General features: G+C 28.2%; 19 protein-coding genes (1 of these 19 only partly in view). All 19 read left to right on the top strand.

Features of this window, described 5'->3' with window-relative positions:
* Positions 1-791 precede the first annotated feature (791 nt).
* Positions 792-2,183, top strand: a complete 1,392-nt coding sequence (gene trpE, locus DIC82_15650; protein AWK52343.1) for an anthranilate synthase component I — start codon at positions 792-794, stop codon at positions 2,181-2,183.
* A complete protein-coding gene (locus tag DIC82_15645; GenBank protein AWK52342.1) occupies positions 2,180-2,767 on the top strand; it encodes an aminodeoxychorismate/anthranilate synthase component II in 588 nt (195 codons plus the stop codon). Before trpE ends, DIC82_15645 begins: the two co-directional genes overlap by 4 nt.
* A gap of 103 nt (positions 2,768-2,870) precedes the next feature.
* A complete protein-coding gene (trpD, locus tag DIC82_15640) occupies positions 2,871-3,881 on the top strand; it encodes an anthranilate phosphoribosyltransferase (protein ID AWK52341.1) in 1,011 nt (336 codons plus the stop codon).
* 30 nt (positions 3,882-3,911) lie between these two features.
* Positions 3,912-4,712, top strand: a complete 801-nt coding sequence (locus DIC82_15635) for an indole-3-glycerol phosphate synthase TrpC (protein ID AWK52340.1) — start codon at positions 3,912-3,914, stop codon at positions 4,710-4,712.
* Positions 4,713-4,826: 114 nt separating this feature from the next.
* The gene (locus DIC82_15630; GenBank protein ID AWK52339.1) at positions 4,827-5,537 is read left to right on the top strand and encodes an N-(5'-phosphoribosyl)anthranilate isomerase; all 711 of its coding nucleotides are present in this window, start codon (positions 4,827-4,829) and stop codon (positions 5,535-5,537) included.
* Positions 5,538-5,719: 182 nt separating this feature from the next.
* Complete coding sequence (trpB, locus tag DIC82_15625; GenBank protein ID AWK52338.1) at positions 5,720-6,892, top strand: tryptophan synthase subunit beta; 1,173 nt, start codon at positions 5,720-5,722, stop codon at positions 6,890-6,892.
* 2 nt (positions 6,893-6,894) lie between these two features.
* Entirely contained in the window at positions 6,895-7,671 is a 777-nt protein-coding gene (locus tag DIC82_15620; GenBank protein AWK52337.1) for a tryptophan synthase subunit alpha, read from the top strand.
* 708 nt (positions 7,672-8,379) lie between these two features.
* Positions 8,380-10,026, top strand: coding sequence for an ABC-F type ribosomal protection protein (gene abc-f, locus DIC82_15615; GenBank protein AWK52336.1), 1,647 nt, complete (start codon positions 8,380-8,382; stop codon positions 10,024-10,026).
* Between the two features lie 287 nt (positions 10,027-10,313).
* Positions 10,314-11,963 (top strand): ABC transporter, encoded by a 1,650-nt coding sequence (locus DIC82_15610; protein AWK52335.1) that lies wholly within the window; start codon positions 10,314-10,316, stop codon positions 11,961-11,963.
* A 427-nt stretch (positions 11,964-12,390) separates the two neighbouring features.
* The gene (locus tag DIC82_15605; GenBank protein AWK52334.1) at positions 12,391-13,089 is read left to right on the top strand and encodes a 1-acyl-sn-glycerol-3-phosphate acyltransferase; all 699 of its coding nucleotides are present in this window, start codon (positions 12,391-12,393) and stop codon (positions 13,087-13,089) included.
* 191 nt (positions 13,090-13,280) lie between these two features.
* Positions 13,281-15,344, top strand: coding sequence for an elongation factor G (locus DIC82_15600; protein ID AWK52333.1), 2,064 nt, complete (start codon positions 13,281-13,283; stop codon positions 15,342-15,344).
* A 633-nt stretch (positions 15,345-15,977) separates the two neighbouring features.
* Positions 15,978-16,973, top strand: a complete 996-nt coding sequence (locus DIC82_15595) for a dihydroxyacetone kinase subunit DhaK (protein AWK52332.1) — start codon at positions 15,978-15,980, stop codon at positions 16,971-16,973.
* 24 nt (positions 16,974-16,997) lie between these two features.
* On the top strand, positions 16,998-17,633 hold the full coding sequence (dhaL, locus tag DIC82_15590; protein AWK52331.1) for a dihydroxyacetone kinase subunit L: 636 nt from the start codon (positions 16,998-17,000) through the stop codon (positions 17,631-17,633).
* Between the two features lie 5 nt (positions 17,634-17,638).
* Positions 17,639-18,025: a PTS mannose transporter subunit IID gene (locus DIC82_15585; protein ID AWK52330.1), complete on the top strand. Its 387-nt coding sequence runs from the start codon at positions 17,639-17,641 to the stop codon at positions 18,023-18,025.
* 183 nt (positions 18,026-18,208) lie between these two features.
* Positions 18,209-19,039, top strand: a complete 831-nt coding sequence (locus DIC82_15580) for a M48 family peptidase (protein AWK52329.1) — start codon at positions 18,209-18,211, stop codon at positions 19,037-19,039.
* Positions 19,040-19,205: 166 nt separating this feature from the next.
* Positions 19,206-19,775: a hypothetical protein gene (locus tag DIC82_15575; protein ID AWK52328.1), complete on the top strand. Its 570-nt coding sequence runs from the start codon at positions 19,206-19,208 to the stop codon at positions 19,773-19,775.
* Between the two features lie 144 nt (positions 19,776-19,919).
* Complete coding sequence (locus tag DIC82_15570; protein ID AWK52327.1) at positions 19,920-20,624, top strand: histidine phosphatase family protein; 705 nt, start codon at positions 19,920-19,922, stop codon at positions 20,622-20,624.
* 203 nt (positions 20,625-20,827) lie between these two features.
* Positions 20,828-21,004, top strand: a complete 177-nt coding sequence (locus tag DIC82_15565) for a 30S ribosomal protein S21 (GenBank protein ID AWK52326.1) — start codon at positions 20,828-20,830, stop codon at positions 21,002-21,004.
* Positions 21,005-21,309: 305 nt separating this feature from the next.
* Positions 21,310-21,515, top strand: partial view of a hypothetical protein gene (locus DIC82_15560; GenBank protein ID AWK53107.1) — the beginning only. The gene runs 433 nt beyond the window's last position; 206 of the gene's 639 nt are visible here — the first part of the coding sequence; the start codon lies at positions 21,310-21,312; the stop codon falls past the right edge of the window.

Genomic DNA, 21,515 nt, shown 5'->3' with positions numbered 1-21,515 from the left:
AGTAAATAATAAAGCTTAGTGTAAAGAGAGTTCGAAATTGGTGAGATTCGAATGCTGTAGATATTATTGAATGGGTCTTTGAGGTGACATTTTGAAGTTTTGAGTAGGAATGTACGGGGAGTCAGCCGTTAAAATGACAGGATATAAAATATAAGAATTATAAATTTAGTTTTATGTGTATTTATAGAAAATATATACTATAAAAGTTTAATTAATATATAATCTTATTATTAGTATCTGATAAAGCATATACATTAGGTGGTATAACGAAATTATAACATTTCGTCCTTGTTAGGATGAGATGTTTTTTTGTTTATATTTTTGTGATTTTTGATTAAGATAATATGTATTTGGGTAAGTTACTTTTAGAATATATAAAGTTTTTCTAAGAAAAATATTTATCATTTTAAATTGCCCAAAGTAAATATTAATCGAAATCTAAGATTATAAATGCAAAATATCATTTAGTTTATATTAAAATTTGGGTGGCATAATGAGTCACTTCATCCCAAAATTTGGGGTGGAGTGGCTCTTTCTATTTAAAAAAATCTGATTCTTAAAGTAATAAAATGAATTCAAAGTAACAAATATAAAATTCATAAATAGAATTAAAATTTTGAAATATCTAAAATATATTTTAAAGGAAGTTAAGTCGTATGCGCGACTTAACTAAGTTCTAGAAACCAGATTAATTAAGGAGGCTGATTTCTAACGTCATCAGCTAAGTTCTAATGACCAAATCATAGATTTGGATTATCACATATCACTTACCACTGAAGGGGGAAAAAATTATGATTAACATATCAAAAGAGATTTTTAATGAAAAGAAAAATTTTGAAAATGTATTTTCTTTAATAAGCGAATTTAGAGGAGATGAAATTACTCCAATAAAAATTTTTGGTGGATTTAAGGGGAGTAGAAGATTTGTTTTTGAAAGTGGAAGCAAAGAAAATTACTTTGGAAGATATTCATTTATGGGAGAGAATCCTTATAAAGAAATATGTGGTGATGGGAAAGAAGAAATAAATGAACTTAAGAAAGAAACTAAAATTAAGTTTGATAAAAGCACTAATTCCTTCTCATTTAAAGGTGGAGCAATTGGATATATGGGTTATGACTCTATACAATTGTATGAAAAAAAGCTTAGTTTTAAAAATGAAGATGAATTAAAATTTCCCATAATAAGATTTAATTTTTATGATAGATATATCTGTTATGATCATTTTACTCATAAGGTTTATGTTGTAGATAATATTTTGAAAAATGATGAAAGAGAATATGATGAAATAATAACATCACAAAAGGAATATATTAACAGTTTGCTTTATAAACCGACATTAATAGAAGAGTCTGAGGATAAGAAAGATATTACTTTTAAATTTCACACGTCTAAAGAAGAATTTATGGAAAATGTAAAAAAAGCACAAGAACATATTTTAGCTGGTGATATTTTTCAAGTTGTACTATCTCAAAGAATGACTTGCGAAACTCAAAAATCATATTTTGAAATTTATAGAAGACTTAGAGAAGAAAATCCTTCACCTTATATGTTTTTAATAGATTATGATAATTATCAAGTTATAGGATCATCTCCAGAAAGTCTTGTTTCAGTCAAAGATGGTAAAGCTATTACAAATCCTATAGCTGGTACAAGGAAAAGAGGAGAAACTCCTGAAATGGATAGTGCTCTTGAAAAAGAACTTATGGAGGATAAAAAAGAACTTGCAGAACACGTTATGCTTGTGGACCTTGGAAGAAATGATATAGGAAAGGTAAGCAAGATTGCTACAGTTAATGTTAGTGATTTTATGAAAATCGAGAAGTTTTCTCATGTAATGCATATAACAACAAAAGTTGTTGGTAAGATAAGAGATGATAAAGACGGATTTGATGCCTTAGCAGCTTGTCTTCCAGCTGGAACTGTATCTGGTGCTCCTAAAATAAGAGCTATGGAAATCATAGAAGATCTTGAAAACAGCAAAAGAGGAATTTATTCAGGAGCTGTTGGATATTTTTCATATGGTGGGGATATGGATATGGCAATTACTATAAGGACTCTAATTTTAAAAGATAAAACTGCTTACCTTCAAGCAGGAGCAGGAATTGTCTACGATTCGGTACCAGAAATAGAATTTGAAGAAGTTCAAAATAAATTAAAGGTTTTAAAGGAGGTGCTAAGATGATAGCTTTAATAGATAATTACGATTCATTTACATTTAATTTATATCAATATCTAAGTGAATTTGCAGAGACTAAAGTATTTAGAAATGATGAAATAACAGTAGAAGAATTAAAAGAATTAAATCCAAAAGGAATAGTCATTTCACCAGGACCTGGAATTCCTGAAGATGCAGGTATTTCAATAGAAATAATAAAAAAGCTAGGGGATAAAATTCCAATGTTAGGAATATGTCTTGGTCATCAAAGTATTGCAGCGGCATATGGGGGAAACGTAATTAGAGCAAATGAAATTTTTCATGGCAAAACGTCAAAGGTTCAAGTAAAAGGAAAAGATATCTTTGAAGGAATACCAAGAAAGCTAGATGTTATGAGATATCATTCACTAATAGTTGAAAACAGTTCACTTCCTACTTGTTTGGAAGTTATAGCTTCAACTGTTGAAAATAACTATATTATGGCAATTAAGCATAAGCAATACAATATATTTGGACTTCAATTTCATCCGGAATCAATATATACGCCAAAGGGCAAGCGTATGATTGGAAATTTTGTAATTAATATTTGTGAAGATAAATTAGATGATTAATTATCAATTTTAAATGCTCAATTTTCAATGATTAATCATGGGGTGTTGAAAATTGATAATTGAAATTTATGAATAAGCAATAAAGTATTAAGGTGGGGTTAAAATGACAATTGATAAGGCAATTAAAAAATTATCTTCAAAGGAAGTATTAACTGAAGAGGAGGTAAGATCTGTAATAAATCAAATAATGAGGGGTGAAGCAACATCTTCTCAAATTGGAGGATTCTTAATCGGTCTTAGAATAAATGGGGAAACTCCAGCTCAAATATTAGGTGCAGTTAAAGCACTTAGAGATAATTTAATACCTGTTAAAATAGAAGATACAGCACATTTGATAGATACATGTGGAACTGGTGGAGATGGATCAAAGACTTTTAATATTTCTACAGCAGTTGCAATAATTGCAGCAAGTGGAGGTGCAAAGGTTGCAAAGCATGGTAATCGTGCAGTATCTAGTAAAAGTGGAAGTGCAGATGTACTTTCAGAACTTGGGATAAAAATTGATTTGGATGAAAGTAAAAGCAAAAAAGTAATTGAGGAAAATGGAATGGCATTTTTATTTGCACCAAAATACAATGGTGCAATGAAAAATGTAGCAAAGGAAAGAAAAGAACTTGGAACAAGAACTATATTCAACTTAATAGGACCTCTTGCCAATCCAGCATCAATTACTGGACAACTTATGGGAGTATATGATGGATCTCTAATAGAAACTGCTGGCGAAGTTTTATTAAACCTTGGAATAGAAAGAGCTATGGTTGTATATGGTGATGATGGCTTAGATGAAATTACAACAACAACGACTACTAATGTATGTGAAGTTAAAAACGGAAAAATTACAACTTATAAATTAGATTCGGAAAAGTTTGGATTTAAGAAAGCTACATTAGAGGATATAAAAGGCGGAGAAGCAAAAGAAAATTCGGAAATTATATTAAGGGTATTAAAAGGCGAAAAGGGAGCACCAAGAGATATAGTAATAATAAACAGTGGAGCTGCACTTTATGTTGCAAAACTTGCTGACTCTTTAGAAGAGGGAATAAAAAAAGCTATTGAACTTGTAGATTCAGGAGCTGCTTACAAAAAATATGAAGAACTTGCAAATTTGAAATAAATAATAAATTAACTATGAGGTGATATATTTTTGATTTTAGATGATATTATAGGAAAGAAAAAAATTAGAGTACAAAAAAGAAAAAAAGAAATTCCCATTAAAGAATTAGAAAAACAAGCATTAGCAAAAGTTAAAGTTGAAAGAGACGTAGATTATAAAAATCCTTTTAAGATTGCATTAAAAAAAGAAGGCTTATCTATAATTGGGGAATTTAAGAAAGCCTCTCCTTCTAAAGGGATAATTGTAGAAAACTTTGATATAAAAGAAATCTTAAATTATTATACTTACCTCGGAGTAGATGCATTTTCAATTTTAACAGAAGAAGATTTCTTTCTAGGATGTGATAAATATCTTAAAGAAATAAGAAGGATTTCACATACTCCAATTCTTAGAAAGGATTTTATAATAGATTTTTATCAAATTTATGAAGCTAAGGTATTAGGCGCTGATGGAATTTTACTTATTGTAAGTATTCTTGGAGATTCACTCGGAGAATTTTACAAGGAAGCAAAAAGATTTAATTTAGAACCTTTAGTTGAAATTCATAATGAAGAAGAGCTTGAATTAGCATTGAAATATGATTGTGAAATTATAGGAATAAATAATAGAAATTTGAAAAACTTCAATGTAACTTTAGATACGACAAAAGAGCTTATTAATAGGGTACCAAAAGATAAGGTAATTGTAGCTGAAAGTGGTATCATGAGCATTGAAGATTTGGAAATGATAAATGAATTTGGGGCAGATGCAGTTTTAATTGGAGAATTATTCATGAGAAATATAGAAAATCCAGATTTTAAATCTAAATTTAGAGAATTTAAAAACCAATAAATGTAAGCCCTCTTATTTCTATTCTAGTATATATGTGAAAGAAATAAGTGTGTCTTGGAATGTGGGTATGTATACAGGATATATATAAATATTTCCGTAATGTGAGGAAGTAATATGATTCAAGTTAAAATATGTGGAATTACTAATAAAAAAGAAATAGAATATTTAAATATTTTAAAGCCAGAATACATAGGCTTTGTGTTTACAAAGAGTAAAAGACAAGTGAATGGGGAACAGGTAAATGAATTATGTTTAAATTTAGATAATAATATAAAAAAAGTTGGGGTATTTAGAAATAATTCAATGGATGAGATTTTAGATGTTTTGGGGAAAACATCTTTATATGCTATTCAGCTTCATGGGGATGAAGATGAAGAATTTATAAGTTTATTAAAGAAAAATATAAATAAATCCACAAGAATATGGAAAGCACTATCTATAAAGGATATGGCGAGCAAGTGGAAATGTATAACAAGCAATAAGCAAATAGCAAATAATGAAGGGGATAATTTAATAGATAGATATCTTATAGATGGAGATAATCCAGGTAGTGGTGAAGCATTTTCTCTAGAAAATATAAGTGAGCACTTTGGTGAAGAGTATAAGTTAGGAAATAGAGACGATTGTATTTTAGAAAGATATAACTTCTTTTTAGCAGGTGGAATAACGGCTGAAAATGTCATAGAGAGAATAACTAAGGCAAATCCTAGTGGAGTTGATGTTTCATCAGGAGTTGAAATCATAGATGAAAATGGAAATAGAACAAAGTCTTTTGAAAAAATGAAGAGTTTAATTGATAAAGTTAGAAATAACAATTATCAATGATCAATGCTCAATTAAAGAACAAACTTCTACGAAGTTTGGAAGGGAAAATATTTTTTAGAAATTACGAAGGAAAAGGAAAAGTACAAATATTTGATTTGGCGCTTTAAAGTTTCTCTTTGGAGTTTTCATCATTAATTGATCATTGAAAATTGACAATTGAATAAGAAAGGTTGGAAAAAATAATGAATAGTAAATTTAATGATTTTGGTGGACAATACGTTCCTGAAACTGTAATGAATGCTTTAATAGAACTTGAAGCAGCATATGAAAGGGTAATAGATGATAAGGAATTTAATGAGGAGTATATGTATTATTTAAAATACTATACAGGAAGACCAAGTCCACTTTATTATGCTGAAAATATGACTAAAGATCTAGGTGGAGCAAAAATTTATTTGAAAAGAGAAGATTTGAATCATACAGGGGCTCATAAGATTAATAATGCTTTAGGTCAAGTGCTTTTAGCTAAAAGAATGGGCAAAACGAAGGTTATAGCAGAAACAGGGGCAGGACAACATGGAGTTGCTACAGCAACAGTTGCAGCAAAATTTGGAATGGAATGCAAGGTATTTATGGGCGAAGAAGACATAAGAAGACAGGCCATGAATGTTAAGAAAATGGAGCTTTTAGGTACAGAAGTAGTACCTGTTACTAATGGGCAAGGAACATTAAATGATGCTGTAACTGAAGCAATAAGATATTGGGGTGCAAATGTAGAAGATACATTTTACATTATAGGATCAGCTCTTGGACCACATCCATATCCAACTATGGTCAGAAATTTCCAAAGAGTTATAGGGGATGAAGCAAGAAAGCAAATTTTAGAACTTGAAGGAAAATTACCAGATTATATTTTAGCACCAGTTGGTGGAGGAAGTAATGCAATAGGAATCTTCTACCCATTTATTAACGACAAAGAAGTTACTTTAATGGGAGTTGAAGGTGCAGGGAAAGGTCTTGAAACTGGCGAACATGCAGCTACTATGGCAAAAAGGGAAAAAGGAATTTTACATGGAATGCTAAGTTATGTTCTTCAAGATAATGATGGTGGGATACTTGAAGCCTATTCAATATCAGCAGGGCTTGATTATCCAGGAGTTGGGCCTGAACATGCATATTTATGTGAGACTAACCAAGCTACCTATGTAAGCGTAACAGATGATGAAGCAGTAAGAGATGGATTTATGTATTTGACAAAAATTGAAGGAATAATACCAGCACTTGAATCATCACATGCTGTAGCTTTCGCTAAAAAATTAGCACCAACACTAAGTAGCGATAAGATTATGATTATAAATCTTTCAGGGAGAGGAGATAAAGATATGGATGCTGTGCTTGCATATCTAGGTGAATAATTATGAATAGAATAGATGTATCATTTAACAAAGTAAAAGAAAATAAAGGGAAAGCTCTTATACCGTTTGTAACATGTGGAGCAGACTTTACTGTTGAAGAAACAGCAGATTTAGTGGTTGCACTAGAAAACTCAGGAGCAACTGTAATTGAAATTGGAGTACCGTTTAGTGATCCACTTGCAGATGGTCCTGTAATACAAAATGCATATACTAAAGCTCTTAATAATGGGACAAAACTTAAAGACGTGTTTAGATGTGTAGAATTAATAAGAGAATCTTCAGAAGTACCAGTTGTACTTATGGTTTATTTTAACGTTGTATATTTCAAAGGAATAGAAGAATTCTTAAAAGAAGCAGCAAAAAGTGGAGTGGACGGGCTTGTAGTTCCAGACGTTCCACTTGAAGAAAGAGGAGAACTTAATAAGCTTTGCGAAGAAAATGGAATTTATTTAATTCCACTTGTAGCTAGAACATCAAGAGATAGAATCGCAGCTATAACAAAAAACGCAAAAGGCTTTGTATACTGTGTTTCTACAAATGGAACTACAGGAGAAAGAACATCTTTAGATGGTGGAACTCATGAGTATTTAGAAGAAGTTAGAAAGATTGTAGATGTTCCAATGTGTATTGGTTTTGGAATTTCTTCAAAGGAAGTTGTTAAGGAAGTTAAAGATTATTGTGATGGAGTAATAGTTGGAAGTGCAATAGTTAAAAGAATGACTGAAGGGAAAGAATCAGTAATTGACTTTGTAAAAGATTTAAAAGAGGGACTTAACTAATAATTTGCAGATTTAAATTATTAATCTATAAATTAGTAATATTGGATTTCATATTGGGACAAGTATTTAGAATATTGGGGCATAAAAAAATAATTATACCAAATACTCATCATATATGAATCCAAAATAACATGTATGGCGTCATATTTTTAATATTTGATATTTATAAAAACAATGATATAATAAACTCATATTAAAGAAAGGCTAAGGTAATTTCAGATATGAGAATGTAATCTACAATAAAAACTTAAAAGTATAACAACAAAATTAAATTTATGTATATAAGGTTTGTTTTATAAAAATAGGCGTATTTTTATGGACTAATTTTATTCCAGTGAATTTAAAATCTAATTTTACAAGTGTTATTGTTATGCTTAAATTTAAGGAGAGTAGATTATAATCTAATAAGTAATGATTTTACCATGTATTAATCCAAAAAAAATAGGTTATAAATTTCATGATTTCATAGTGAAGTTTTGAAATAGTGTTTTACATTTGGAGGATACAAATTACTCAAAAATAATATAGTGCGCTAAAATTCTTTAAAGAGATATTAAAATTTATAAGTGTATGTTATAAATTTGTTTAGCGAATATATATGAGTTAGGTTTAAAGATTTAGATGCTTATTTATAAACATTTAAATTTAAGTTTCATTCACTAAAATAGATATAAACTCTCTCCTATTAAACTAGGAGGGATTTTTTTTATGCAATTAGCAAAATTAGATAAAATAAAAAAATATTATGGAGATAGATTAATTTTAGATATTAAAGACTTTGAGGTCTTTGAAGGAGATAGAATCGGAATAGTTGGTCAAAACGGTGCTGGGAAGACAACTATGTTAAATATATTAATGAAAAAGATTGTACCAGATGAAGGAAAAGCATATTTAACAGACAGTTATTCATATATAAGCCAAACTGAAAATTATTATGGTGAATGTGAAGAAAATAAAATTATGAAATTATTTAAAGCTCCTGATAAATATGAAGACTTCTTATCTGGAGGAGAAAAAGTAAGGTTGAAAATATCAAAGGCTTTAAGCGAAAATAAAAAACTTATAATAGCAGACGAGCCAACTTCAAATTTAGATGCTAATAGTATTAAAGTTCTTGAAGACATGCTAAAAAATTATAATGGTGCATTATTACTTGTATCTCATGATAGAGGATTTTTAGATTCACTTTGCAATACTATTCTACAAATAGAAGACGGAAAAATAAAAATATACAAGGGTAATTATTCTAAATACTTAGAATTAAAGAGTGAAGAAAGAAAAAGAGAAGAAAATGAGCATAATGAATATTTAATTGAAAAGAAAAAACTTGAAAATGCAGTAATAGGAAAAGCAGAATTAAGAGACAATATAAGAAAGACACCTAAAAGAATGGGAAACTCAGAAGCAAGACTTCACAAAATGGGTGGACAAAAGCAAAAAGGAAAAATTGATAAAAATATAAAGGCACTGAAAAGTAGAATTGATCATTTAGAAGTTAAAGAAAAGCCAAAAACTATAAGTGAGACTAAAATAAATATACAACCTGGTATGGAAATAATATCTAAAAATATAGTAGAAGTTAAAAACTTAAGTTTATTTGCAGGTAATAAATTGCTAATAAATAATGCTAATTTTAAGATTAAAAGAGGACAAAAAGTTGGAATAATAGGTGATAATGGCTGTGGAAAAACTACTTTGTTAAAAGAAATATTAAAAAAAGAAAATGAAAATATAAAAATTGCAAATAGAGTGACCATTGGATATTTTGATCAAAACCAAAGTATATTACAAAAAGAAAAAAGTATCTTAGAAAATATAAGAGAAAGCAGTTCCTATGATCAAGGTTTTATAAGAATCAATTTAGATAACTTTGGTTTTAAAGGTGATGATGTTTATAAACTAGTTAGTTCATTAAGTGGGGGAGAATTAGTTAAAGTAGCTCTTTGCAAAATACTATTAAGTGATAACAATCTTTTGATTTTAGATGAACCAACAAATTATTTAGATATTAAAGCTACGGAAGCATTAGAAAAGGCATTAGCTAATACAGAAAAAACAATGATTATGGTATGTCATGATAGAAAGTTTATAGAAAATATTTGTGACTATATAGTTGAAATAAGAGATAAGTCTATTAATGAATTTGATGGAAGTTATGAAGAATATTTTAAGGAAAAAAATAAACCTAAAATAAATAAGGATGAAAAAGAAAATAAAGAAAAACTAATGGTACTTAAAAATAAGCTTTCTGAAGTTATTTCACTTTTATCTATAGAAAAAGATATATCTAAAAGAGACGAGTTAGAGGAAAATTATGAACAGTTATTAAAGAACATTAGAATTTTAGAATTTTAGAATTTTAGAATTTCAAGCTTCCATTGAAAAACATGGGAGCTAAGAAATAAAAGTGAGAAATATAAATATAAAGGTGTAAACAATAAAATTCAATTTGAGTATAAAAAGTTAATATAATGCAAATAATATCATATTTATAATATAGTTTTATTCTAGTAAATTTAAATAATATAATTTTACAAATATTATTATTGTTGTACTTAAATTTAAGGGGAGTAGATTATAATCTATAAGTAGTCAATAGATGTATACATTCTCTCCTGCATTTTAAATGGGAGGGATTTTTTATGCAATTAGCAAAATTAGATAAAATAAAGAAGTATTATGGAGATAAATTAATTTTAGATATTAAAAATTTTGAAATTTCAGAAGAAGATAGAATTGGAATTGTTGGTAAAAATGGTGCAGGTAAAACAACTATGTTAAAGATATTAATGAAAGATATTGAACAAGATGAAGGACAAACTTTTTTAACTGATAGTTATTCATATATAAGTCAAACAGAAGAAGCCTTTGGTGAATGTGAAGAGAGTAAGACGAAGAAAATGTTTAAAGCACCAAATAAATACGAGGAATTTTTATCAGGAGGGGAAAAAGTAAAATTAAAAATTTCAAAGGCTTTGAGTGAAGAGAAAAGTCTTCTAATAGCAGATGAACCAACTTCAAATTTAGATAGTAGAAGTATTAAAATTCTTGATGATATGCTAAAAGACTATAAAGGTGCATTATTACTTGTATCTCATGATAGACAATTACTAGATTCAGTATGTAATACTATTGTTGAAATAGAAGATGGAGAAATTAATGTTTATAAGGGGAATTACTCTAAATACTTAGAATTAAAAAGAACAGAAAGAAAAAGAGAAGAAACTGAACATAATGAATATGTAACTGAAAAAAGAAGGTTAGAGAATGCAATTTTAGGGAAGAAAGAGTTAAGAGACGGTATAAAAAAAATTCCAAAGAGATTTGGAACTTCAGAAGGAAAAGTTTTCAGAAAAATGGGAGGACAAAAGGCTAGAAAAAACTTAGATGAAAATATAAAATCATTAAAAAGTAGAATTGATCACTTAGAAGTTAAAGAAAAACCAAAAACTATAAGTGAAACTAAAATTAATATACAAAAGGGTATGGAAGTAATATCTAAGAACATTATAGAGGTTAATAAGCTGAGTTTATTTGCACACAATAAGACATTAATGGAGGATGCTACATTTAAAGTTAAGAGAGGAAAAAAGGTAGGCATAATAGGTGATAACGGATGTGGGAAAACTACTTTGTTAAGAGAAATATTAAAAAAAGAAAATGAAAATATAAAGGTTGCTAATAATGTTATCATAGGATACTTTGATCAAAACCAAAGCATATTAAAAAAAGACAGAAGTATTTTAGAGAACGTGAGAGAGAATTGTTCATATGATCAAAGCTTTGTAAGAATTAACTTGGATAACTTTGGATTTAAAGGTGAGGATGTTAATAAACTTGTAAGTTCTCTAAGTGGAGGAGAAAAAGTTAAGGTGGCTCTTTGCAGAATACTATTATGTGATAATAACCTTCTAATATTAGATGAACCAACAAATTATTTAGATATTAAAGCCATGGAAGAATTAGAAAAGGCATTAATAAATACAGACAAAACATTGATTTTAGTATGTCATGATAGAAAATTTATAGGAAATATATGTGACTACATAATTGAAATAAAAGATAAATGTATTAAAGAGTTTGAAGGTAGTTATAAAGAGTATATTAAAGAAAACAATAAACCTAAAATAAACAAAGCCGAAAAAGTAAATGAAGAAAAATTGTTGCTATTGGAAAATAAACTTTCAGAAGTCATTTCTCTTTTATCAATAGAAACTGATATATCAAAAAAAGAAAAATTGGAGAATGAATATAACCAACTATTAAAAGATGTTAGGATATTAAAAAATTAGTATAAGACTCTATTTTGAAATTATATAATGGATTATTAACAGATTTAAAATATATTAAATAAAAAGTATAATATTGTATAAATTTATAGTAGGGTAAGAAATATGAAATTTAAGTTATAGAGTGTAAAGTATGAAACATGGGGATTAAACAATAAAGAAAAAATATAGGAAAAACAGTAAAAGTTTTAAATGACAATAGACATAATGTGGAATAAGTTGATATAATAAATAGAAATAAGATATTATTTACTGTATTTCTATTTTGAGTTAAATTTTTTTTTCTATAATATTAATTTTATATGAGCTTTTATTCGTGATTATTAAAATTATATTTATTCAATGCATGAGTTTATATTGAAAATGAGATTAAAGTAAATGTTATGATTAGAATTTAATTAACTTGTATGATAAGGGGACGAAAGAAAAAATGTTATTAAAAAAAACAATTTATGGATTTTACATACTATTGGTAATAATTAAAGGATTAAAATATGAATTTATTAGGAAATTTAAGGGTAAGGATTTGGCATTAGAATATGCACAAAAAACAACTTATCTTTGGAGTAAATTTACCATGAAAATTGTTGGAATAGACTTAGATGTACGAGGTTTAGAGAATATACCCAAAGAACCGTGTGTATTTATAGGCAATCATTCAAGTATATTAGATATACCTATATTGCTTTGTACTGTAAATAGAAGTATAGGATTTATAGCTAAAAAAGAAATCCTTAAAACTCCGGTAATAGGCTATTGGCTAACAAGGAGTAATTGCGTGGCTTTAGATAGAGAAAATCCACGAACAGCTATTACAGCTATTAATGATGCAATACAAAATATAAAAGAAGGAGGTTCAATGGCTATATTTCCAGAGGGAACTAGAAATAAAGAAGGTAAAGTTGGAGAATTTAAAAAAGGTAGTTTAAAGCTTGCAACTAAGTCTAAAGCACCAATAATTCCAATGAGTATAGAGAGAGCATCTAGAGCTTTTGAAGATACTAGAGAATTTGTGCCTACAAAGATAAAACTTGTATTTGGAGAAGCTATAGATACTAAAAATTTATCAAAAGAAGAAGAACTACATTTGACAGAGCGTATAAGAAATATCATTATATCTAATTTATAATATTTAGGAGTAATTGACGTACTTTTGTATAATTAGTTATAAGAGAAAAAGCAATAAAATGGCTTATATTCTAAAGGATAAAAAATAATACGGTTTTTAAGTAATTAATTAGATGTAATTATAGGATATAGTGTAAATAAAGAATAAAATAAATTATCTTAGAAGAAATAATAAATTATAAGGATGATTTCATGAAGAAGACAATAGGAGTACTAGCTCATGTTGATGCAGGTAAAACTACATTTTCAGAACAAGTGCTTTATCATACAAACAGTATAAGAAATAGAGGAAGAGTAGACCATAAAGATGCATTTTTAGATAGTCATAGTATAGAAAAACAGCGAGGGATTACTGTATTTTCTGATCAAGGTATATTTGAACTTACAGATTCTACATATTATCTAGTTGATACGCCAGGACATATAGATTTTAGTACAGAAATGGAAAGAGCAATTCAAATTATGGATTATGCAATAATTATTGTAAGTAGTGTTGAAGGCGTTCAAGGGCACACTAAGACTGTTTGGAATTTACTTAGAAAATATAATGTACCAAGTATGTTTTTTATTAATAAATTAGATAGAATTGGAGCAGAAAAAGAAAGAGTTATTAAGGAAATAAAAAAAGACTTAACAAAAGACGTGTTTTATATAGGGGATAAGTCTTTAAAAAATGTTCAAAATGAAAAAGATATAAATGGCTTAGTAGATTCTAATGAATTTGAATTAAGTGAAGAACTTATAGAATTCATAAGTGAATATGATGATGAACTTTTGGAGAAATATCTTGAAGGAGCTTATGATAAAAAGCTCTGGTTTAAAAAATTTAAAAATCTTATAAAAGAAAATAAGATATTCCCGTGTTTTGGAGGTTCAGCTCTTCAAGATGAAGGAATAGTAGAGTTTTTACATGCTTTAGATAAGTTAACTTATACAAATTATAATGAAAATGAAGAATTCTCAGGGCGTGTATATAAGATTCGTCATGATGAAAGCGGAAATAGGATAACTTTTATTAAAGCTTTAGCAGGAACATTAAAAGTTAGAGATGAAGTTAGCTATGGTGGAGAAATACAAGATATATTAACTCTAGATGATGAAATTAACAATACACCAACCTATGAAGGTGAAATTAGAGAAAAAGTAAATGGTATAAGAATTTATAATGGAAGTAAATTTAAAACTGTAGATGCAGTAAAAGCTGGAGATTTATTTGCAATTTCAGGAATTTCAAGTGCAATAGCAGGTGATGGACTTGGAACTTTAAAAGAAAAAACACATTATGAAATGGTTCCAACCTTAATGTCTAAAGTCATTTTTGATAAATCTTGTAATGTACAGGAAGTTCTACATTATTTTAAAGTTCTAGAAGCAGAAGATCCAGCATTAAATATAATATGGAATGAAGTTCTTAAGGAAATCCATGTGCATATAATGGGAAAAATTCAGTTAGAAGTTTTAAAAGAAATAGCGCAGGAAAGATTTGATTTGAAAATTGAATTTGGACCATGTCAAATACTCTATAAAGAAACAATAGCTGACAAGACTATAGGTTGCGGCCATTTTGAACCTTTAAGACATTATGCGGAGGTGCATTTAAAGATTGAACCATTACCTAGAAATAGTGGGATTATTTTTGAAAATAAATGTCACGCAGATGATTTGACAGTTGGACATCAAAACTTAGTTAAAACACATATTTTCGAAAGAGAACATCATGGACTTTTGACGGGTTCAAGTCTAACAGATATAAAAGTTACACTTTTAATTGGCAGAGCTCACAATAAACATACTTGTGGAGGAGATTTTAGAGAAGCAACTTTTAGAGCTTTAAGACAAGGTTTAGAAAAAGTAGAGAATTTATTATTAGAGCCATATTATAAATTTACAATAGAAGTTTCATCAGATTACATAGGAAGAGTTTTATCAGATATTCAAAGATTAAATGGAACTTTCGAACCTGTAATGTCTGAAGATGATAAAGTTATTATAAAGGGAAGAGGTCCTGTAGCTACATTTATGGATTATAGCATGGATGTCATAGCCTTTACTAAGGGCAAAGGAAGTATAAGTTTAATATATGATGTATATGATATTTGTCATAATAGTGAAGAAGTAATAGAAAACAAACTCTACAATAAGAATGCTGATATAGAATATACTTCAACATCAGTATTTTGCTCGCATGGACAAGGATACTTAGTTCCATGGGACAAAGCTGATTCAGTAATGCATTGTGAAGTTGTAGAGAATTAGCAATACGTATAATAAAACCTAGATAAGTCTATTTGAGAATTATCTAGGTTTCACTATTGTAAAATTTAAAATAGTAATTTAGTTGAGAATTATATTTTTGTTTTAAGTAAAAGTGCTGAAAGTTAATTTTTAGTGGCCTTAATTCTATGTATAAAACTTAATCTAAATGCACTTAAAATCTTAAAAGCTGATATGAGTATAACATATTTTTTACTTTAATAGTGCTTAAAGTTTTTGTATTTAGGGAATAAAATGTTAAATATCGCTTACTAATTATGAATAAGTTTATATTTTATATATCATAAAATGAAAACTATACCTGCGAAATTTAAAATAAGTGCTGGACAAGTATACCTTTACAATGTATAATATTAACATAAATAAAATATAAATGCGAAGAGAATTTAGAGTCAAGCATAAAAATTATGGTGATTTTCCACCTTGTTTTTAGCTTGACTTTTTTTTGGCTAATAAAAAGATGTATTATTTAGAAATAAGTAACAATCAGCTTTAGATTTATCTCCTTAAATTATTTTTGTTTTACTTGGATTGGAATATTTAAGCTAGTAATACCATATTAAAAGATTATATTAACAAAATAAAAATATGTTTTATAATGGGAGGAATGTTAAAATGAAAAAATTAATTAATAACCCTAACAATGTTTTAGCAGATATGATAGATGGTCTTGTAGCTGCTTATCCAGAATACTTAAATAAGCTAGAGAATGCAAATGTGTTAACAAGAGTTCATAAAGCTGAAAATAAAGTGGCAATAGTAAGTGGTGGAGGAAGCGGACATGAACCAGCGCATGCAGGATATGTTGGATTTGGAATGCTAGATGGTGGCATATGTGGAGAAGTATTTACATCACCAACTCCAGATCAAGTGTATGAAGCAATTAAAGCTACTGACAATGGACAAGGAGTGCTGCTTGTTATAAAAAACTATACTGGTGATGTAATGAATTTTGAAATGGCAAAAGAAATGGCTGAAATGGAAGGCATAAAAGTAGAACAAGTTATTGTAAATGATGATGTAGCAGTAGAAAATAGTTTATATACAGCAGGAAGAAGAGGAATAGCAGGAACAGTATTTGTTCATAAAATCTCAGGTGCGAAGGCAGAAGCGGGTGGAAGTTTAGAGGATGTAAAAAGAGTTGCAGAAAAGACAATTGAAAATGTAAGAAGCATGGGAATGTCATTATCATCATGTATAGTACCAGCAGCAGGTAAAGCTAATTTTACATTAGCTGATGATGAAGTTGAAATTGGAATGGGGATACATGGGGAGCCAGGAACTCATAGAGAAAAAATTTCAAGTGCAGATCAAATAGCTGAACATTTAACAAGTAAAATTTTAGCGGATATTAATATAGTAACTGGTGATGAAGTTTCAGTTCTTATAAATGGTTTAGGATCAACTCCTAATATGGAATTATATATTGTAAATAAAAAAGTTAATCAAATATTAAAGGATAAGGGTATCAAGATCCATAAAACTTTTATAGGAGAATTTATGACATCTTTAGAAATGGCAGGATGTTCCATATCAATATTGAAATTGGATAGTGAATTAAAAACTTTACTCGATGCAAAGGCTGATACACCAGCATTTAAGGTTTTCTAGTAACGCAGTTAAGGAGGGCTTGATATGGCAAACGGTAAAGATATAAAGGAAATATTAAGAAAAATTAGTACAATAATTGAAACAAATAAATTATATTTAAGTGAACTAGATGCAGCTATTGGTGATGGTGATCATGGACTAAACATGAGCAAAGGGTTTAAGGCTGTAGTTGAAAAAATTAAAGATTTGCCTGAGGATGATTTAGGAAATATTTTAAAAAGTTCTGGTATGGCTTTAGTTAGTACTGTTGGGGGTGCATCGGGACCACTATATGGCACAGCTTTTATGAAGGCTGGAGTCATACTTTTAAAGAAGAGTACCATGAATATAAATGATTTTATAGAAATTCTACAAGAAGCTTTAGATGGAATAAAAATGAGAGGAAAAGCTACTGAAGGAGAAAAAACTATGATTGAGGCTTTGTCACCTGCAATTGCAGCTGGAAAAAAAGCTATAGATCAAGGTAAAACAACAAAGGAAATTTTAATATTAATTAGAAATGCTGCAAAGGAAGGTATGGAGCATACTAAGAATATAATTGCAACTAAAGGCAGGGCGAGTTATTTGGGAGAAAGAAGCTTAGGGCATCAAGATGCAGGAGCTACTTCAATGTATTTAATACTTAATACAATAACAGAAGAACTAGTAAAGGATATGTGATAGATATGGTTGGAATAGTAATTGTATCTCATAGTGATAATGTCGCAAAGGGAGTAAAGGAAATAGCTGCTCAAATGGCTCCGGAAGTTAATATTGCTGAAGCTGGAGGGACTAACGACGGAAGAATAGGAACAGATATAAATAAAATTACAGATGCTATTAGAGAAGTTTATAGCGATAGTGGAGTAATAATATTATTCGACTTAGGAAGTGCTTTTATGAATACTGAAATGGCTATAGAGTTTCTAGATGAAGATATGAAAAATAATGTTGAAATTATTGATGCACCTTTAGTAGAAGGCGCAATAGTTGCAGCAGTAGATTCCAGTATAGGTAAAAATATTGATGAGATAAAGAAGTCATTAAAGGAAATGCCTTTAAATAAAATTTAATAAATGCAATGAGTTGTTAAAGTAAAACATATTTTTATTATAACAACTCATTGTATTTATTTTTTAGTGTATAATTAAATAAAAAAGCTTATAAATTTTATATTATAATAATCTACAAAAAATGGGTTGATGATATGGTAAGCTTTCTAAAAAATAAAATTTGATTTATAGGTGAAGATAAAAATGAAACTAAAATTTGAATATAAAAGTAAGGAAATAGAGTTTGATATAATACGTAGAAAAAGAAAGACTATTAGTATAAAAATAGAAGAAGATGGACAGATTATTGTGAGTGCACCCTTAAGAATCAATAAAGAATACATTTTACAGGTTATGCATAGTAAAGCTAATTGGATTATAACTAAGCAAGATGAAATTAGCAAAAGAGGGTCAAATAAAATTGCGCGAGATATCATTGAAGGAAGTACATTTATGTATTTAGGAGAAGAATATCCTTTACATTTAATTTTTGATGTACATAGAAAAAATATAACTGTTGAATTAATTAAAGCAGACTGCAATGATTTAAGGCCAAATAAATTGCTTATTGATAAATGTCAGTATACTACAAATAATAAATTGATTGATAAGTTACAAAATGTATTCTTAAATAAAGCAGATTTAAATAATAAGTTTATAATACGTACAAATACATTTGAAGAAGAGAAGATAAAATTCGCATTAGAAAAATGGTATAGGGCAGAAACTCTTAAAATAGTCACAAGAAGAATAGATTATTATGCAAGTAATTTTAAAGATATAGTAACAGATGTAAAAGTAAAGGAACAAAAAAGAAGATGGGCGAGCTGTACTGGTAAAAATGCTATTCTTTTTAACTGGAGAATTAGTATGGCAAGAGCTGATGTTTTAGACTATATTGTAGTTCATGAAATGTGTCATATGGATCATAGAAATCATTCAAAACATTTTTGGAATAGAGTAGAAGAAATAATGCCTGATTATAAAGAAAAGCATGAATGGCTTAAAGTAAATGGAATGAATTTATACTTATAAGAAAATAATAAAATCCAGGGAAAAATACCTTGGATTTCATTTTGCATATAATATAAAAAATCAAAATATTTGACAGAAAAAAATTACAAAATTATAATAACAAGATATGTCCTAATAATACAATTTTATAGGATAATTAATAAAAGTTAACTAAGGAGGAGTAAAAGTGAGTATAATATCAATTATATTTACAGCAATTGGATTAGCAATGGATGCTTTTGCAGTATCTTTAACAATTGGATTAGAAACAGCTAAGGAAGAACGACATAAAGTTGCATTAAAAGCTGGAATATATTTTGGTGGATTTCAAGCATTAATGCCATTGATTGGATGGTTTTTAGGAGTTAAGTTTACTAAGTATATAGAAAATATAGATCATTGGATAGCATTCTTTTTATTAATTATTATTGGGGGTAAAATGTTAATTGATTCACTAAAGGGTGAAGACGATTCAGATATTGATGTACATTCAAATAAAAGATTTTTAATATTAGCAATTGCAACAAGTATTGATGCTCTAGCAGTTGGAGTGAGTTGTGCATTTTTAAACATCAATATAATTACTACAATTTCTCTAATTGGAATAATAACATTTATATTAAGTATAATAGCCGTATATATTGGAAAAATGTTTGGAAGCGTATTAAAAGATAAAGCGGGTATTATAGGAGGAATAATTTTAATATTAATAGGATTTCAAATTTTAATTGAACATTTGAAGTTATTTGGGAAATGATATTATTAGTGTTATATAGTACAAATTTATTTAGTCACCAAATTCTAATAAAGGAAATTGAAAAAAATGAAATATTAGATACAGAAATGAATCTAATATAGTAATAGATAAGTATAAATTTCATTTATAATTATGGAGGGAAAAATGAGCAATAAAAATAAGGGTAAAGTTATTTTATATTTAATGAGACATGGACAAACTATTTTAAACAAAGCTAAAAGAACTCAAGGATGGTGTGATGGAGTTCTTACTAAGGAAGGAATTGAGGTAGCAATAAACACTGGCCTTGGACTTAGTGATGTTAAATTTAAAGCAGCTTATAGCAGTGATTTAGGTAGAGCAGTAAAGACTGCAAGAATTGTTATAAAAGAAAATAAAGCAAGTACAAATTTACAATTAAAAGAACTTGAAGGTTTAAGAGAAGTGTATTTTGGAAAATATGAAGGAGAGCATGAAAGTATAATGTTTAATGATATACTGAAGTTTCTTAATGTAAGTTCCTTTGAAGAAGCAGAAGAAAAATATGATTTTCAAAAGGAATACTGCAATTCATGTGCTATTTTAGATGAAACAAAAGAAGCAGAAAATTACAATGCAGCAATAAAAAGAGTCATGAAAAGTCTAAAGGATATATGCATGGAAAATTCACATGATAATGGAGGAGAAGTACTTATAGTAGCACATGGAGGAATAATTAGATTGATTATTGATTATTTGGACAAGAATTTCAATGTAAGAAATATGGATAATTCAAGCATATCTAAGATTATATATGAAGAGGGAAGCTTTAAAGTTGAATCTGTAAATGACAATAGCTATAGTGATAAAGGCAAATTTATGAAAAAATAGAATAAAATAATTTGCAAGTAGATTGTAATGGCAAATATAAATATAATTTGAAGAAAAAATACGTTATACGAGGGAAATTATCTCTTATTAAACTTTTTATATTTGACAGTATTTCATTAAATACTGTATAGTATATTAATAAGTTCATATTTATAAATTATATTTATAGTTTAAAGTACAGTGTTGGATGGAGGGATAAAATCATGTCAGAAATTAAATTGAGAGAAAACGAAACGCTAGAGCAAGCATTAAGAAGATTTAAAAAACAATGTTCAATGTCTGGAGTCCTTGCCGAAGTTAAAAAGAGAGAACATTATGAAAAACCAAGTGTGAAAAGAAAGAAAAAGTCAATAGAAGCTAGAAAAAGAAAATTTAAATAGTAACTTAAGCACTTTGGGTCTCAGCAGTATCTTTGGGGGAAACAAAAATTTGCAGATACAGACTACTAAATATTAAGAAATTAAAAATTTTGCCTAAAGTAGAAATATATTTTGATATTATCTACTTTAGGCTTTTTATATTATTATTGAAGTGTACCTTATATTCTTCAAGACTATGTCTTGGAGAATTTTTTCTTTGAAGAAAGAGTAATATATTGAAAATGATTTAAAAGCACGTTATATTAATAATAAGAAATTAAAAAAACAAAAGAGTGAGGATATGAAAGGGGATAATGATTACAATTATGAAAAAGAAAAGTGATATTTATAATCTGACAATAATAACAATTGGATTTTTAGTAAGTATTGTATTTTATAATAAGTTACCAGATTTAATGCCTATGCATTGGAATATTAATGGAGAGATCAATAGCTATGGTCCTAAAATACTGATGGCATTTTTATCTCCTGTACTTATGCTTGTAATATGGGGTGGTATGTTATATATCCC

The organism is Clostridium beijerinckii, from assembly GCA_003129525.1.
Classification (GTDB): Bacteria; Bacillota; Clostridia; order Clostridiales; family Clostridiaceae; genus Clostridium; species Clostridium beijerinckii_D.
This window is presented reverse-complemented; position numbering and strand designations above follow the sequence as displayed.

Bases quoted from the DNA above. Each gene is read 5' to 3' on its own strand.
- trpE (AWK52343.1), top strand. From the start codon at position 792: ATGATTAACATATCAAAAGAGATTTTTAATGAAAAGAAAAATTTTGAA.
- DIC82_15645 (AWK52342.1), top strand. From the start codon at position 2,180: ATGATAGCTTTAATAGATAATTACGATTCATTTACATTTAATTTATAT.
- trpD (AWK52341.1), top strand. From the start codon at position 2,871: ATGACAATTGATAAGGCAATTAAAAAATTATCTTCAAAGGAAGTATTA.
- DIC82_15630 (AWK52339.1), top strand. From the start codon at position 4,827: ATGATTCAAGTTAAAATATGTGGAATTACTAATAAAAAAGAAATAGAA.
- trpB (AWK52338.1), top strand. From the start codon at position 5,720: ATGAATAGTAAATTTAATGATTTTGGTGGACAATACGTTCCTGAAACT.
- DIC82_15620 (AWK52337.1), top strand. From the start codon at position 6,895: ATGAATAGAATAGATGTATCATTTAACAAAGTAAAAGAAAATAAAGGG.
- abc-f (AWK52336.1), top strand. From the start codon at position 8,380: ATGCAATTAGCAAAATTAGATAAAATAAAAAAATATTATGGAGATAGA.
- DIC82_15610 (AWK52335.1), top strand. From the start codon at position 10,314: ATGCAATTAGCAAAATTAGATAAAATAAAGAAGTATTATGGAGATAAA.
- DIC82_15605 (AWK52334.1), top strand. From the start codon at position 12,391: ATGTTATTAAAAAAAACAATTTATGGATTTTACATACTATTGGTAATA.
- DIC82_15600 (AWK52333.1), top strand. From the start codon at position 13,281: ATGAAGAAGACAATAGGAGTACTAGCTCATGTTGATGCAGGTAAAACT.
- DIC82_15595 (AWK52332.1), top strand. From the start codon at position 15,978: ATGAAAAAATTAATTAATAACCCTAACAATGTTTTAGCAGATATGATA.
- dhaL (AWK52331.1), top strand. From the start codon at position 16,998: ATGGCAAACGGTAAAGATATAAAGGAAATATTAAGAAAAATTAGTACA.
- DIC82_15585 (AWK52330.1), top strand. From the start codon at position 17,639: ATGGTTGGAATAGTAATTGTATCTCATAGTGATAATGTCGCAAAGGGA.
- DIC82_15580 (AWK52329.1), top strand. From the start codon at position 18,209: ATGAAACTAAAATTTGAATATAAAAGTAAGGAAATAGAGTTTGATATA.
- DIC82_15570 (AWK52327.1), top strand. From the start codon at position 19,920: ATGAGCAATAAAAATAAGGGTAAAGTTATTTTATATTTAATGAGACAT.
- DIC82_15565 (AWK52326.1), top strand. From the start codon at position 20,828: ATGTCAGAAATTAAATTGAGAGAAAACGAAACGCTAGAGCAAGCATTA.